We start from the raw sequence: 15,442 nt of genomic DNA on the forward strand, positions 1-15,442 counted from the left end.
GCACTGACTAACTTCAATACATAGTTCACAATCCCTTTAAAATTATTTAATTATTATTATAGCATTAAATATCACTTACTAAAAGTTATTGTATGTATTGCTTTGGATGGGGTTCTCCAGCAGTTTAGTTACTAATCGTAGTATTTAGCCTATTTTTCATACTTATAGTTGTTTATAGTGCCATATTTATATATTATATTAGTAAAAGGGGTGGACCTATGGATGAAATTGATGTGAAAATTTTAGAACTATTAGAAACCAACGGTAGAATTTCTCATGAAGAAATAAGCAAGCAGCTGAATATGTCAAGACCAGCAATACGTCAAAGAATATTGAAATTAGAGGAAACGGGTGTAATTAAAGGTTACAATACTACAATTGATTGGAGTAAAGTCGGTCAAGGTATTAGAGCTATTATATTGATAAAGGTTAAAACAGGAGATTTCAACAAGCTAATGGAACAGATTATACATTTAAACGTTGATGGACTTACAATAGAAAAATGTTATAGAATCACTGGACAATGGTGTATAATGCTTCAGATGAGAGCTAGCATTACAGATCAAATAACACAACTCCATGATGAAATGCTGAAAATTGAAGGTATTTTAGAAACCTTCACTATGCTCATATTATCTGAAACAAATAAATATAAAGGGGATTTACTAAATGAATAATTGCATACCAAAAGAACATAGCTTTGTGAATGAAAAAATTTTGAATTACCTTCCCAGCAGTATAGAAAAAAAAGAATTAGAAGCTGAATTAGTACGAATGAAGGATACAGTTATTGATATACCCGTCATTGTGGGAGGCAAGGAAATCAGGACTGGAAATAAAGGTTATTGTACTATTCCGCACAATCATAAGAAAGTAATTGGTGAATATCACAAGGCTGGAAAGAATGAAGTAGAAATAGCTATTGAGGAAGCTCTCAAGGCAAAAGCAAAGTGGGAGAGATTAGACTGGCAATCAAGGGCAGCTATTTTCTTAAAGGCTGCTGAACTAGCATCAGGTCCATGGAGAGCAAGGCTTAATGCTGCTACTATGCTTGCACAGAGTAAAACCTATAAGCAGGCTGAAATTGATTCTGCTTGTGAGCTAGTTGATTTTTTAAGATACAATGCCGCTTGCCTGCACCAGATATACAGCGAACAGCCTATATCTACTGGTACTGTCATCAACAGAGTAGAATATAGACCTCTTGAAGGCTTTATATTTGCAGTATCACCATTTAATTTTACAGCCATAGGCAGCAATCTAGTAGGAGCTCCTGCTATCGTTGGGAATACAGTGCTTTGGAAGCCTGCTTCTAATGCAGTTTATTCATCATATATGGTGTATCAGCTATTTAAAGAGGCTGGTTTACCAGATGGTGTTATCAACTTCCTTCCTGGAAATCCAAAGGATATTGGTGATGTTGTGATGGTAAATGAAAGTCTTGCTGGTGTACATTTTACTGGCTCCACTGAAGTATTTCAAAATATGTGGACTACTATCGGCAATAATATCGCGAACTACAAGACCTTCCCAAGAATTGTAGGTGAAACTGGTGGTAAAAACTACGTTATAGCTCATCCTTCAGCAGATATAGAAGCTGTTTCACGTGGCCTTCTTGAAGGTGCATTTGAATATCAAGGACAGAAATGTTCAGCAGCATCACGTGCATATATTGCTCACAGCATATGGCCTGATGTTAAAGAAAATCTTCTGAAAAAGGTTGAAAATATCAATGTTGGTGATGTGGATAATTTCACAAACTTTATGGGAGCAGTCATAGATAAAAAGTCATTTGAGAATATAAAAAGCTATATTGAATATGCAAAAAATTCTTCTGAAGCAGAGATACTATTCGGAGGCAAATGTGATGATTCTATTGGCTACTTTATAGAGCCTACGATAATACTAACTGACAATCCTCACTTCAAGACAATGGAAGAGGAGATTTTCGGGCCTGTACTCACTATTTTCATATATACGGATGAGGAGTTCCTAGATACACTTAAATTATGCGACAGTACGTCCAAGTATGGATTGACTGGATCGATCTTTGCTAAGGATAGATATGCTATATCAGAAGCAGAAAGAGAATTGACAAATTCAGCTGGTAACTTCTATATAAATGTTAGACCTACTGGTGCTGTAGTAGGGCAACAGCCTTTTGGTGGCTCAAGACAATCTGGTACAAATGATAAGGCAGGCTCCAAGTTAAATCTGCTACGCTGGATTAGTCCTAGAGCTATAAAAGAAAGTCTTTTATAAAACAAATTCATTTAAAAGCAATTTTTATATAGTTTGGTTTTTATCTTAATTTAAAATAGCCTACAGATGATATTTATCACCTGTAGGCTACCAAAAACTATTTCAGCTTTAATACTCTGCCAGTAATTACACCATTAACATCTCTCGATAATTGGATAGCAGTTGGTTTTTCTCCGTCTTCTTCGAATATACTTACAATTTTAGATACTTCTGTCTCCTCTTTTTCGAATAGCTCCTCTATGTTGACAGAAATATTGTAATCTTCATATTCATAGCATGCTAAGCCATTTTCATCATAAATAACTTCTTTTATAGATTCAGGTATGATGACACCATCTTCAAATTCTTTTTCCCAGTCAATTTCTGGCTCTTTGCTATCTGTAGAATCTGATTCTGGTTCTCCTAGCAATTCCTTCAAATACTTTTCTGCTTTCTCATGATCAGCTTTTGTTATATCTAGGGGCAAGTTAAAAAGAGCATTAGCTCCATTATAGTCGGTATTAGGGCTAACTTCGCCAGTTTCTTCATCATAATTAAAAGCATTTATATCATAGAAATCACTGGTGCTTATGCAGAGATAAAGTCCTCTATCAGCAAACATTTCAACTCCATCACATTCAATTAATCTGTACATAACTCCATCAATTACAGATTCAACATATCCTCCATTCATAGAAGCTATGTTAACTAACCATGGCTTTTGTCCCTTTACTAAAGGAGAGATAAAAAATCTAACCTGCCCATATTCTTCATCTTGAATCTCTGGCATATTACTGCCATCTTCCTTAACTATTGAAACTACGGCATAAGTTCTATCTGGATGTATTTCCTGTGCAGAGCTTTCAAAATCACTTAAGCCTTCGCCTGACACAATTCCAAGTAGAGTAAAATTATATCCACCTGAAACAACTGATTCATTTAGCTCAATTGCTCTTTTATCTTCAAATGCATTAGCAAGTCCTTCATCTCCAAAATGCTCTGCAACCTGTTTTGGTTGGAGAAAATTCCAAGCAGCAAGTGCTGTTATTGACATTATCAAAGTAAGTGTAGCTGCAATCAATGCAACTGACATTCTATTTTTGCGAACTGGCCTCATAATATTATCCTCCTTAAATTTGCTTATAATTTTTTGGTTCAAATCTTTACTAGGTTCAACTGATGGAGAAAGGGCCTGCTTTAGCAATTGATCCATTTGATCAAAATTTTTCATATCTATTCTCCTCCAAAATATTTTTTAAAACTTTCCGCGCCTTATAAAGTCTACTTTTCACAGTTCCCAGTGGAATCTTCAATGCCGATGCTATTTCCTCATTAGTCATTCCTGCAGTATAGTACATGTACAAAGGTATTCTCAACTTATCATTTAAGGTATCCGCTGCTGTCTGTATCGTAGCGCAAAGTTCATTTGATATAACAACATCCTCTGGAGTCAATTCGTCTTTGAATATGTAATCATTATTTACTTCTTCATTAATTTCCTCTATTGGCGCTATTTTTTGACGCCAAGCGTATTTACGGCATTTGTTTTTCCATATTCCTATTGCAATGGAAATGAGAAAACCTTTAGGATTATTGTCCTTATCTATTTTATGACATAGCTCCATTGCCTTCAGAAATGTATCTTGATATAAGTCATTTGTATCAGCTTCATTTTTTGCAAGCTTGTAACAAAATCCATATACGGCTTTACCATGTAACTCCACAAGCTCGCTTAAATCTGTAATGTTCAAACAACCTCTCCTTTCAGCATAATTAGAACCTCCCTTCTTAACAGCCCTTACTTATATATTGTCATGGGATTATAAAAGGTTCATTTTTATAGTCAAAATAAATAAATTAGGATTCTCTATACTTGAAAATGGACATAAATTTAATCTCTAATCATATACCCATCTATTTTCTTCAATTTCACTCTTTGCATTCTTTTAAAATAACATCTATTATTATATAATACATATTGATATAGCTAATACAATATTGAATAAAAGCAGGATTATATAAACAGTATTTTTATTAATTCAGAGTAGCTGTGAATAGTAACAATAAAAAATCCTATTGAATTTATATATCTATGTATTAAATCAATAGGACTTCTTTACCTTATACAACATTTTATGACCTCAAAGTATCACTCTAATATTGATCTCTATATATTATTGTCTAAAACCAATGATCATCAACTTAATTCCTTCATTAACATTCTCCAGTAATGCTAAATTTTAGAATATATCTTTATCAATTGCTTTATTTAATCAGCATTTAATATTGATTTAACTGCTTCTTTTATTTCCTGGTAACTAGTGCATCTACAGAGATTTGACTGAAGCCATTCCTCTGTGAGATATTCATCTGCATTTGGATGAATATGGGCCAAAGAATGACATACCATTAAAAAACCAGAGGTGCAAAATCCGCATTGAAACCCCCACTTTTCTACAAATGCTCTTTGAATGGGTGCATTTTTTAAACCTTCTATAGTTGTTATTTTATGTCCAATCATTTCAACAGTAAGTACAAGACAAGATTTCATTGGCCATCCATCTACAATAACTGTACAAGCTCCACAATCTCCATTCTCGCATCCGGGTTTTGTCCCAGTAAGATTCAATTCATTTCTTAATGTATATAGCAATGTGTCTGAAGGATCTACAACAACCTTTCTTTTTTCATCATTTACATCAAGTTCAATAATACTTGTGTCTAATATCTTTATCATATTACACCTTCTCTAGCATTTTTATGGTATTCTTAAGAGTCTTTTCAAGTACAAATTTTCTATAATTTGATGAACCTTCTATATCACTAAGTATACTATCTGACAAGCTTCCAATTATCTTACTTATTTTTTCCTTATTATTTAGAGTATTGTCATTTATATAGCTTTCAATTTCTAGTGATCTAAATGGAAATCTGCATAGTCCACTGAAAGCTACTCTAATTTGATTATCCTTTTTAATTGCAGCAACTGTTAATAATGGATATGCTATTTTTTCATTTTTTGTTTTTTTTACATGAATATAAGGTAGTGAGCAATATTCGCTATCTACTATAATACATGCTAAAATTTCGCCTGGCTCTAGCACAAGCTTTTCATTAAATATTTGATTAAAGGGAACTTCTCGTTTGCCATTTCTACCAAAGACTACTGCTGTGCTATCACAGAGCAACAAGGGTAGTGATGTTTCACGGTAAATTATAGTTCCACATAGGTTTCCACCTATTGTTAGCTTACACTGAACAGTATGATCTGCTATTCTAGCTGAAGTCTGACCTAGCAATGGAAAAAGCTTCGATTCTGTTATCTGGCTAAGTGTCACTGCTGAACCTATCTCTAGTCTATTATCTCTAACTTCTATATTACAGCATTCAGTAATCCCTTTTACATCTATAACAGCCCCCATATGTATATTGTTTGCTCTCGCCATGGTGATGATTTCTGTTCCGCCACCATAATAAACCGGAACTTTACCTTGAAGGCTAAGGTCATTAAATAAATCAAAGGCTTCTTCTAATGTTTCTGGCTTATAATATTCAAATTTAAAAGGTATCATCTATTACCTCCTTGTTTCTTCTTCCAAATATACTCCGGTGTAATTGGAATTTGGTCAACATCTATCTCAGCTGCTAAAGCTATGGCATTTCCCAATGCTCCAGGGATCCCGATAATACCGTGCTCTGCAATTCCTCTTGCTCCATATGGAGCAGATATATCAGGAGTTTCAACAAAATCAACTAAGTATTCGGGGTTTTCTCCGTACCTCATTAGCTTATATGTTCTAAAGCTTGTAGTCAGAATTGTTCCATCTATCCCATACAAAAATTCCTCCCTGCTTCCAAGCCCTAAACCCATATTCATACCACCCATTATGAGTCCTTTAGCAGCCAATGGATTAAGAACTCTACCTGCATCTATGACAGTCGCTGCTTTAATTAACCTATATGTATAATCCGCCTTGTCAAATTCAAGCTCAACTGCCTGTGCTCCCAATGCCCATGATGGACCTGCCTTGCCCTCTCCTGTTTCTGGATCAAGATGAGTAAGACGACTCATGATAAAGCTTCCTCTACCTAGTATCTGACCTTCAATTGAATTGCCATTTTGGTATTGATATCCATTAACTATATCTTTAAAGGCTATAAATATTGTAGGGTCTTGCTTTAAAAACACACGCATATTTTCTACTTCTAAATCCTCTGGTGTGCATCTAAGCACCATGGCTGCAACACTTTTAAGCTGCCCTATTAGGTCCTCAGCAGCTCTTAAGGTCGCTTTGCCTGCCATATACGTACTCATACTCGCCACTGTTTTCCAATGTTTAGGGCTTGATTGAGTATTTACATTCATAACGACATTAATCTTATCAACATCCATCTTCATTTTTTCTGCAAGAATTTGAGCTAAAGTTGTCTTTGTGCCTGGTCCTATTTCAACTACTCCACAATTTAGGTTTATACTTCCGTCATAATTGAAGCTAAGAAAAACTCCTGAGGAAGCATCAGTAGGAGAGTTGGATGTTTTCCAAAAGCAACTAATACCTTTTGTCCTTACTTTTCCATTATCCAAATCAATTTTTATGCCCTCATCCCAATTAATTAATTGTTTAAGCTTTTCTATACATAAAGCAAGATTACCTGTATTATTTTTTGTAATCTTTACCTGCGTAGGGGAATGGTCTTCCTCAAAAATAGCATTCCTTAGCCTTAATTCTAAAGGATCGATGCCTAGCTTTAAAGCTAGTTTATCCATCATTCTTTCTATACAAAATGCATGACTTGCATGACTAAATCCTCTAAATGAAGTTGCATAGACATGATTTGTATATACACTTTTTGAATCACAAGATAAATTTTCTATATTATAAGGTCCTGAACAATCTACAGCAATAGCTTTTGCCAAACGTGGTGAAATGTCAGAATAAGCTCCTCCATCGACTATAAAAACCATTTCAGCAGCCTTTATTTTCCCGCTGCTATCCGCACCAATCTTAATCCTTGCCTCTAATCCCATCTTACAGGGCGAAGAAGAAATATCATCTTCACGGCTATTTGCAATCTTTACAGGTCTTCCGCCAACTGATCTCGAAGCTAAATATGCTATTAGCTCTAGCTGTACTGCTGCTTTGCCCCCAAAGGCTCCCCCAACAAGAGGTGTATGTACAATAATTTTTCCTTCATCTAATTTAAAATGCTTGCTAATATATTCTTTTACTGAAAAAGGAGCCTGTGTAGATGTACTTATTAGGACTGTACCGTCATTCAATATTTCAGACCTTACATTTCTTACCTCCATTGCAGCATGATCTGCCTGAGGTATTGTGAAATTACCTTCGACAATTACCTCGCTTTCTGACCATCCTCTATTCATATCCCCTTTTCTGATTTTCACAATATCATATATGTTTGTATTGGCTTGGGGGTACACATAGGGTAACTCACGAGTATAGTTCATTAAATATTCATGTATCAAAGGAGCATCTTCTTTAATAGCTTCACTGACAGAATTAACTACAGGAAGTGGTTCATATTCAATTTCTATCATACTTGCGGCATGTTGTGCTGTTTGTTCACTATCGGCTACTACTACTGCCACTGGTTCTCCATAATATCTCACCTTGTCTTTTGCTATAGGAGGTCTATCATTTATAATAGTTCCAAATAATATATCAAAATCATTGCCAGTTATTATTGATTTTACACCAGGTTCTCTTAATGCCTTAGACGTATCAATGGATATGATTTTAGCATGAGCATATATACTAGTCAGCATCTTTGCATGCAATACATTCTTTACGACTTCATCAACATTGTACTTTGCCGAGCCATTTACTTTGTCCCAAGCCTCTTTTTTTAGAATGCTTTTCCCTAATATTGTCATAACTATTTCCTCCTTTTTATCCTATGAATTGTAGTCATACTGCAATTAATTATTTACTATATTTCCCAAAGCGCCAAATAATATGTAAGATAGCAGTATTTGGTTTATAAGTCTAATTTTTTTAACTCCCTTCTCTAAATATATATGTACTTATCAATAATTCGTTAGACATGGATAAAAGCTTAATTTCACCTCTAATACCTATAATTCAAATTACATTTTATTATGATATAGAATCCTAAGAGTTCTTAGAAAGCTGTAAAGCGATCAATAAAAAGTACTAAAATAAAGGCTTTCAAAAATAGAAAAGCTCTTCCTGATATCTAAATCAGAAAAAGCTTTTCTAGTATACGAGCTTATTTTATTTTCAGTTAAGCAGTGAAAGGCATTCCCCTCTTATTTTACTGTTCATAGTTATCTTTCACCAAGAATATTAATGATTTTTATAACAATAGCAGCCCACAAACCCTTTACTTTCTAATAAACATGACATGTCACCTGTCTCAAGCTTTCTTATCCCCATACCCTATATAGTTCAAAGCTCAGATTCTAAAATATCAGCAGATATCTTGGCACTCTTCTTTTATATACCTCATACTCATTACCAAACATAGAAAATAGGTGCTTTTCCTCTTGCAGTATTAATAAATGAAAAGCAAATATATTAACAATCAATACAGATAATGTAAGAATATTAGGATAAGTAGCAAATAGACCGATAAACATCAAGTCAAAGCCTACAAAAGCAGGGTTTCTACTGAATTTATAGATACCACCAGTTACAAGAGATGTCTTTGTGTTTTTATCTATACCTACTCTCCAAGAGTTTTTCATAAAAATTGTTGCCAAAATAAATATACCCACCCCTAAAGCTGTTATAATTATACCTATGTATGTCGAGTAGGTATTAATGAATAGAAAACCAACAATAGAAGATATTTGAGTATGAAATATGATTTCAGATATCCAGATCAGCAGCCATAATGAACTTGATATTCTAACAAACATTTCTGTACTATAAATTGAAAAATCCTTATTCCCTTTTGCTAATACACTAGCATTAATTTTGTCATTTTTCTTTAATAATACCAATTTTATAATATATCCAGCACCAAAAATAATTAATAATACCAAAGAAATGATATCAGTTGTATGCATATTGCCCCTCCTAGTTTACATGATCATATGAACAATCATTCATGCATAATGATACCTTATATATTTAAAATAATCAAGAAAAACTTGCTAGAAAATTTGGAATCCAGCTATTGGGAACACATTGTAAATTAACTTTAATGCTATTTTACAAGTTTTACAAAACGTTTTTTCCCAATTCTCATGACATCGCTAGAAATAATAATTTTCTCCATATCATCTGATGTCAGCTTCTCACCATTCAACTGAACGCCCTCTTGATCTATCAACCGAATGAATTCACTTTTACTTTTTATTAATTTCATTTGTATTAGCTGCGGAATTATATCTGCAACAGTTTCTTTATCTCCTCCAAGTAAAAGCTCTGGAATGTCCTCTGGAATAGCTTTCTTCCCAAAGGCCACATCATAATATTCAATTGCCTTTTCTACATCATTTGGTGAATGGTAAAGTGACGTTATAATTTTAGCTAGACGGTATTTAACATCTCTAGGATTTGTGCCTCCATTGAGTTCTGCATTGATTTTCTCAATTTCATTAGGATGTTCATCTGTAGCAAGTTCAAAGTATTTAATTATAAGCTTATCAGGTACCTCCATTACCTTTTTAAACATCACCTCAGCAGTCTCGCTGACACCAATATAATTTCCAAGACTTTTGCTCATCTTTTCTACACCGTCTAAGCCCTCAAGAATAGGCATAAATATAGCAATTTGCTGCTCATGATTGAAAGTCTTTTGAAGAGTTCTTCCCATTAGGATGTTAAAGGTTTGATCGGTTCCTCCTAATTCAATATCTGCTTTAAGCTCGATAGAATCATATGCCTGCATCAATGGATAGAAAAATTCATGAATTCCTATGGGAACTTGGTTTTCATATCTTTTTTGAAAATCGTCACGTTCCAAAATCCTAGCTACAGTAGTAGTAGCAGCAAGCCTAATAACATCTTCAAAGTTAAGCTTAGAAAGCCACTCACTATTAAATCGTACTTCTGTTTTATCTTTATCAAGTACTTTAAATATCTGCTCACAATAGGTTTTTGCATTTTCCTTTACTTGTTCATCAGTCAGCGCAACTCTGCCTTTAGATTTTCCAGTGGGATCACCAATTTTTCCGGTAAAATCGCCGATGACTATTACGGCACGATGTCCTAAATCCTGCATTTGTTTGATTTTGCGCAGTACGACCGCATGGCCTAGATGAATATCTGGTGCTGATGGATCAAGCCCTAGCTTAATCGTTAAGGGTTCATTTTTCTCAAAAGATTTTTTGAGTTTTAAAAGCAGCTCTTCTTCGTTTACAAGAGTATGCACTCCTTTTAATATAATTCGCATCTGTTCTTCTGGCATTAACATACTTAACATCTCCTTGAAATATTATTTTTAATATTTGTAAGGTCTATAAGAAAAAAGCTGACAATAATCAAAACTACCCGCTCAGCGGGTAGTTTGTTCAGCCCTATAAGGGCATGTTACTCGCTTGAGCCTTAAGGCTCATTGAATGGTTCGCCAACTGCTTTATTTCTCAGGCTGCTGCTAAAGCAGCTAATCCATTACTTTTTGCCTTTCTTTACTTGCTCACCCGTAAACGGGTCTACATATTCTAGTAGACTTATTTGATCATTTGCTATATCTTCTTGTAGTTGATTTTTTACATATTCTCTAATCGCTTTTTCATTACGTCCTACTGTGTCTACATAATATCCTCTGCACCAAAAGTGTCTATTTCCATACTTATATTTTAGATTCGCATGTCTATCAAATATCATTAGCGAACTTTTCCCCTTTAAATATCCCATTATACTTGACACACTATATTTAGGCGGTATAGCTACCACCATATGTATATGATCAGTACAAGCCGTCGCTTCTAATATTTCCACTCCTTTTTGTTCACACAACTTCCTTAAAATTTTTCCTATATCATTTTTAATTTTTCCATATATCACTTGTCTTCTATATTTTGGTGCAAATACTATGTGATATTTGCAATTCCATTTAGTATGTGCTAAACTATTTTTATCCATTTCGGATACCTCCTTTGTTCTTAATTCGGTTGGCGAACCTGAATTAATTTTAACAAAGGAGGTTTTTAAAATCTACTCATAGCTAAAGCTTTTTGGAACCCCTGGTAGAACCAGGGGTTTTCATGATACAAAAAAAATCCCGTCCTCTTGTTTCCAAAAGGACGAGATGTCATCTCGTGTTACCACCTTAAATTCGTAAGCAATTCACATTACTTACCTTATTGAGTACATCATCACATATGAGATACCCTAGCACGATAACGAGTGCTGACTTCCGTTGCAGCCTACTAAGTAAAACTGTTCGGTGCAAAGCTCAAAGATGTATTCACAATCACTATCCATGCACCTCTCATCACCCGGTAGCTTTCTGTTTGGCATCCTGATTGCTACTAATTCTTATCACAGCTATTATTTCTTATACTCCGAAATGTGAAATATCACAAATCTTTGTTATGCAGATATTAGATTAGTAGTATTATACCCAATAACATATTACAAGTCAATAGAATGATAATTTAATGTATTTTTGAAAATCAGAAAAATATATGCCATAAAATATAAAAGTGAATTTTATGGCACAAAAAGCAAATAGATTACAAGAATCTCAAAAGCTGTTTGATGGAAAAGCTAATTTTTTAATTAATTTTTAGTCAAGATAGAAAGCCAAAATAAATTAGGATATTATATTGTAAAGGTCTTTAGCTGCAGAATAAACATCTTTTTTCCCTAATATAGCTGATATAACAGAAATACCGTCAACACCTGTACTCATTACTTCCTTAGCATTTAATTCATTGATTCCACCAATACCTACTACTGGTATTTGAACAGAGGATTTAATAAGTTTCAGCTCGTCAAGGCTTACGCTTTCGGCATCTTTTTTTGTCTTTGTAGAAAATATTGCCCCTACTCCAAGATAATCAGCCCCCTGGCTTTGTGCTTCAATGGCTTCATCAATATTTGATGTAGATACACCTAATATTTTATCAGGTCCCAGCAAATTTCTAGCAATCTTTACCGGAATGTCATCTGCCCCTATATGAAGACCATCTGCATCTATGGCCAAGGCTATATCCAGCCTATCATTGATTATAAGTGGAATACTGTATTTGTCTGTTACTTCCTTTACCTTTAAAGCAATGCTATAAAACTCTTTAGTTTTAGCATTTTTCTCCCTTAGCTGAACTAAACCTACTCCACCTTGAATAGCTTGTTCTATGCTCTCACATAAATCTTTATCGCCTAGAATATTTCTATCAGTAACTAAATATAAGGCATAATTAACCTTTGATTTATTGTACACTAATCTCACCTGCTTTCATTATGATATCTGAATTTAAGTTATAAATATTATCAAATAAATTTACTTTAAAGCTTCCTAGTCCTCCATTGTCCTTCAATGAATTAAAGGCTGTTTCACCTGCAATGCCCATAGATACTACTCCTCCTAAAGCAGCTGTCAGATAGTCACTCGTAATACCACAATATGAAGCTATTAAAGAGGATGTCATACAGCCAGTTCCAGTCACTTTTGATAACATTTCATGTCCATTCTTTACATAAAAAACATTGTTTCCATCTGATAAAACATCCTGTTTCCCTGTTATAGCAACTATACAGCCTAATTTTGAGGCTAACTCTTTTGCAGTTTTTCCACTTTCTTTGTTATCTGCTATAGAGTCCACTCCTCTTATTTCCACCTCTAATCCAGAAACAATTTTTATTTCAGACATATTGCCCTTGATTACGGTAACTTTTACATTAGATAATATATCTTCTACAGCCTTACTCCTTAATCTAGTTGCTCCAACCCCTACAGGATCGAGAATAACGGGTATATTCAGTTCATTTGCCTTTTTCCCTGCTAATATCATGGTTCTTACCATATCAAGACTCAATGTACCTATATTCAATACCAATGAGGATGACATTGATACAACCTCCTCTACCTCTGTTTCATCATATGCCATAATAGGCGAGCCACCTATGGCAAGAGTTATATTTGCACAATCATTTATAGTGACAAAATTAGTAATATGATGAATTAACGGTTTTACTTTTCTTATTTTTGGCAGCAATCTTGCGGCTTCTTGTAATATTTCCATCCTTGCATCATCCTCCAGCTTAAGCAGTATATTATTGATGTTATTACCATAACAGGAACTGTGGCTCCCATTATGAAGTCAATTTTAATAAATTGATAATATAGTATGATACCAACTATCCACACTATAGCTGCTCCCCAATTGACAAGAAGATTTTCCTGTAGCTTTCTGTTCTTCTTTATAATGAAATAATCAGTTAGGAGAATAGAAAATAGGGGAGCAAATACGGAGCCTATTGCATATAGAAAGTTTTCATATTGCTCAATTGGAAATACTATTGCAATTAAGGTTCCTATAATCCCCATTATGGTTGCTATCTTCCTCTCATCAAGCTTCTGCAAAATATTTAAAAATGTAACTCCTGCAGAATAAGCATCTAAAAATGTGGTTGTTACCGTAGACAATACTACTATGCCTAGAGCAACTATCCCTAAATTAGCAGCAAGCATCATGGCGCTTGGATCTGGATTTTCAGCTACTATTGCAGCCCCAAGGCCTATAGCATACATCCAGCAGCTGCCTATGAAATATCCTGCAAAGCTTCCTATTATCCCATCTTTCTTTTTCTTTGCATGTCTTGTATAGTCGGCAATTAGTGGTAACCAAGAAAGAGGCATGATTACACTTAGCTCCATTGCAGTTCCAAATGTTATATCCCCAGCAGGAATTTTAGTAAATAATTCGTTGTTTTTAAATATAGTAGTACTTAATACTACTGTTAATACAAATAAGAAGGATACAGCAAAGAGATTAAGCTTTTTCCACCCTTTACTGCCTATTACTATCCATAAGCATATAAGCCCGCCTATTACTAGACTCCAAACAGTCATATTGTCAAATGACCATAGTATTTTGGTTATCTGGTTTACTGATCTCGCACCTGATATTATCATTACCGCAGTCCATCCTATAAGCTGCAATACATTTAGTATAGAAAATAGGTAGGAACCATATAATCCAAATGATATTCTAGTAGACATTATAGATGGAAGCTTTTCTTCTGCACCTATTATCCCCCCTAATATTAGAATAGTTGTACCAATCAGATGTCCAGCTAGAATTGCAATTAATCCATTTTTAAATCCAATTGGCGCTAATAATCCGCCAGTTAGAATCTCAGCTATAGATATTGAAGCACCAAACCAAAGCATAAAAAAACTAATTAGAGAAAAATTATTGTTTTCTGAGCTACTCACTTATTACACCCGCCTTTTTGTATAGTGTATAAAAATGATTCGTAGGTCCAACACCCTTTCCTAGAGATAAAGAATGCTTTATTGCAGTAGTTATATAATCCTTAGCATTAGCAACTGACTCTTCTATTGTAAGACCTTTAGCAAGATTAGAAGCAATAGCTGATGATAAAGTACATCCAGTACCATGAGTATTTTTAGTATTTATTCTTTCTGATTTAAAATATATAAATTTGCTGCCATCATACAATACATCTGTTGCAGCGTCTTCCATATGACCGCCCTTTATAAGTACATTCTTCACTCCTAGCGAATGTATCTTTATTGCCGCCGCTTCCATTTGCTCCAAGCTATTTATGGTCACCCCAGATATAACCTGAGCCTCAGGAATATTTGGTGTAGCTATCGTAGCTAAAGGTAAAAGCTCTTTTATAAGAGTTTCCTTTGCCTCCGGTGCAAGCAAATCATACCCACTTTTTGATATCATAACAGGATCTACTACTATATTTTTAGGAGAGTACTGCTTTAGCTTACCTGATATTGCTTTTATAGTTTCTATTTGTGAAACCATACCTATCTTTAAAGCATGAACTTCTATATCGTCAAATATTGCATCAATCTGCTTTTCTATCATATCTACAGAAATATCCTGTACTCCAAAAACACCTTGTGTATTTTGAGCTGTAATAGCAGTAATTACACTCATGCCAAAAACACCATGCGCAGAAAAAGTTTTTAAATCTGCCTGTATTCCAGCTCCACCACTGCTATCTGAACCAGCTATAGTCAATACATTTTTCATATATAAACACTCCCATTTATTGTT

14 protein-coding genes and 1 other annotated feature are annotated in these 15,442 nt (G+C 34.3%); of the genes, 2 read left to right on the forward strand and 12 right to left on the reverse strand.

The annotated features are described in order from the left end of the window. Positions 1 to 218: 218 nt before the first annotated feature. Together QO263_RS01340 and pruA are read left to right on the forward strand one after the other, a co-directional pair. Positions 219 to 677 (forward strand): Lrp/AsnC family transcriptional regulator, encoded by a 459-nt coding sequence (locus tag QO263_RS01340; protein WP_285625542.1) that lies wholly within the window; start codon positions 219 to 221, stop codon positions 675 to 677. Next, positions 670 to 2,262, forward strand: a complete 1,593-nt coding sequence (gene pruA, locus QO263_RS01345; RefSeq protein WP_285625545.1) for an L-glutamate gamma-semialdehyde dehydrogenase — start codon at positions 670 to 672, stop codon at positions 2,260 to 2,262. The genes QO263_RS01340 and pruA overlap by 8 nt, the downstream gene beginning before the upstream one ends. Before the next feature lie 97 nt (positions 2,263 to 2,359). Here the strand turns inward: pruA and QO263_RS01350 are convergent, their stop codons facing one another. The 12 genes from QO263_RS01350 to thiD all read right to left on the reverse strand — a co-directional run bounded on the left by QO263_RS01350 (position 2,360) and on the right by thiD (position 15,418). After that, complete coding sequence (locus QO263_RS01350; protein ID WP_285625548.1) at positions 2,360 to 3,472, reverse strand: hypothetical protein; 1,113 nt, start codon at positions 3,470 to 3,472, stop codon at positions 2,360 to 2,362. Beyond that, positions 3,459 to 3,992 carry an RNA polymerase sigma factor gene (locus QO263_RS01355; protein ID WP_285625550.1) on the reverse strand — a complete coding sequence of 178 codons (534 nt, stop codon included), beginning with the start codon at positions 3,990 to 3,992 and terminating at the stop codon, positions 3,459 to 3,461. The genes QO263_RS01350 and QO263_RS01355 overlap by 14 nt, the downstream gene beginning before the upstream one ends. A 518-nt stretch (positions 3,993 to 4,510) precedes the next feature. Next, entirely contained in the window at positions 4,511 to 4,978 is a 468-nt protein-coding gene (locus QO263_RS01360) for a (2Fe-2S)-binding protein (RefSeq protein WP_285625552.1), read from the reverse strand. Position 4,979: 1 nt separating this feature from the next. Next, complete coding sequence (locus QO263_RS01365; RefSeq protein WP_285625554.1) at positions 4,980 to 5,813, reverse strand: FAD binding domain-containing protein; 834 nt, start codon at positions 5,811 to 5,813, stop codon at positions 4,980 to 4,982. After that, positions 5,810 to 8,137: a xanthine dehydrogenase family protein molybdopterin-binding subunit gene (locus QO263_RS01370; protein ID WP_285625555.1), complete on the reverse strand. Its 2,328-nt coding sequence runs from the start codon at positions 8,135 to 8,137 to the stop codon at positions 5,810 to 5,812. Before QO263_RS01370 ends, QO263_RS01365 begins: the two co-directional genes overlap by 4 nt. A 549-nt stretch (positions 8,138 to 8,686) precedes the next feature. Continuing rightward, positions 8,687 to 9,295, reverse strand: a complete 609-nt coding sequence (locus QO263_RS01375) for a methyltransferase family protein (RefSeq protein WP_285625557.1) — start codon at positions 9,293 to 9,295, stop codon at positions 8,687 to 8,689. Between the two features lie 140 nt (positions 9,296 to 9,435). Further along, on the reverse strand, positions 9,436 to 10,647 hold the full coding sequence (tyrS, locus tag QO263_RS01380; protein WP_285625560.1) for a tyrosine--tRNA ligase: 1,212 nt from the start codon (positions 10,645 to 10,647) through the stop codon (positions 9,436 to 9,438). A gap of 197 nt (positions 10,648 to 10,844) precedes the next feature. Further along, entirely contained in the window at positions 10,845 to 11,318 is a 474-nt protein-coding gene (gene tnpA, locus QO263_RS01385) for an IS200/IS605 family transposase (RefSeq protein ID WP_285621037.1), read from the reverse strand. 154 nt (positions 11,319 to 11,472) lie between these two features. Further along, positions 11,473 to 11,730: a binding site (T-box leader), on the reverse strand. Positions 11,731 to 11,991: 261 nt separating this feature from the next. Continuing rightward, a complete protein-coding gene (thiE, locus tag QO263_RS01390; RefSeq protein ID WP_285625562.1) occupies positions 11,992 to 12,621 on the reverse strand; it encodes a thiamine phosphate synthase in 630 nt (209 codons plus the stop codon). Then, positions 12,611 to 13,423 carry a hydroxyethylthiazole kinase gene (gene thiM / locus QO263_RS01395; RefSeq protein WP_285625565.1) on the reverse strand — a complete coding sequence of 271 codons (813 nt, stop codon included), beginning with the start codon at positions 13,421 to 13,423 and terminating at the stop codon, positions 12,611 to 12,613. The genes thiE and thiM overlap by 11 nt, the downstream gene beginning before the upstream one ends. Continuing rightward, positions 13,381 to 14,619: a putative hydroxymethylpyrimidine transporter CytX gene (gene cytX, locus QO263_RS01400; RefSeq protein WP_285625568.1), complete on the reverse strand. Its 1,239-nt coding sequence runs from the start codon at positions 14,617 to 14,619 to the stop codon at positions 13,381 to 13,383. The genes thiM and cytX overlap by 43 nt, the downstream gene beginning before the upstream one ends. After that, on the reverse strand, positions 14,612 to 15,418 hold the full coding sequence (gene thiD, locus QO263_RS01405; RefSeq protein ID WP_285625570.1) for a bifunctional hydroxymethylpyrimidine kinase/phosphomethylpyrimidine kinase: 807 nt from the start codon (positions 15,416 to 15,418) through the stop codon (positions 14,612 to 14,614). The genes cytX and thiD overlap by 8 nt, the downstream gene beginning before the upstream one ends. Positions 15,419 to 15,442: the final 24 nt, after the last annotated feature.

Source organism: Proteiniborus sp. MB09-C3 (assembly GCF_030263895.1).
Lineage (GTDB): Bacteria > Bacillota > Clostridia > Tissierellales > Proteiniboraceae > Proteiniborus.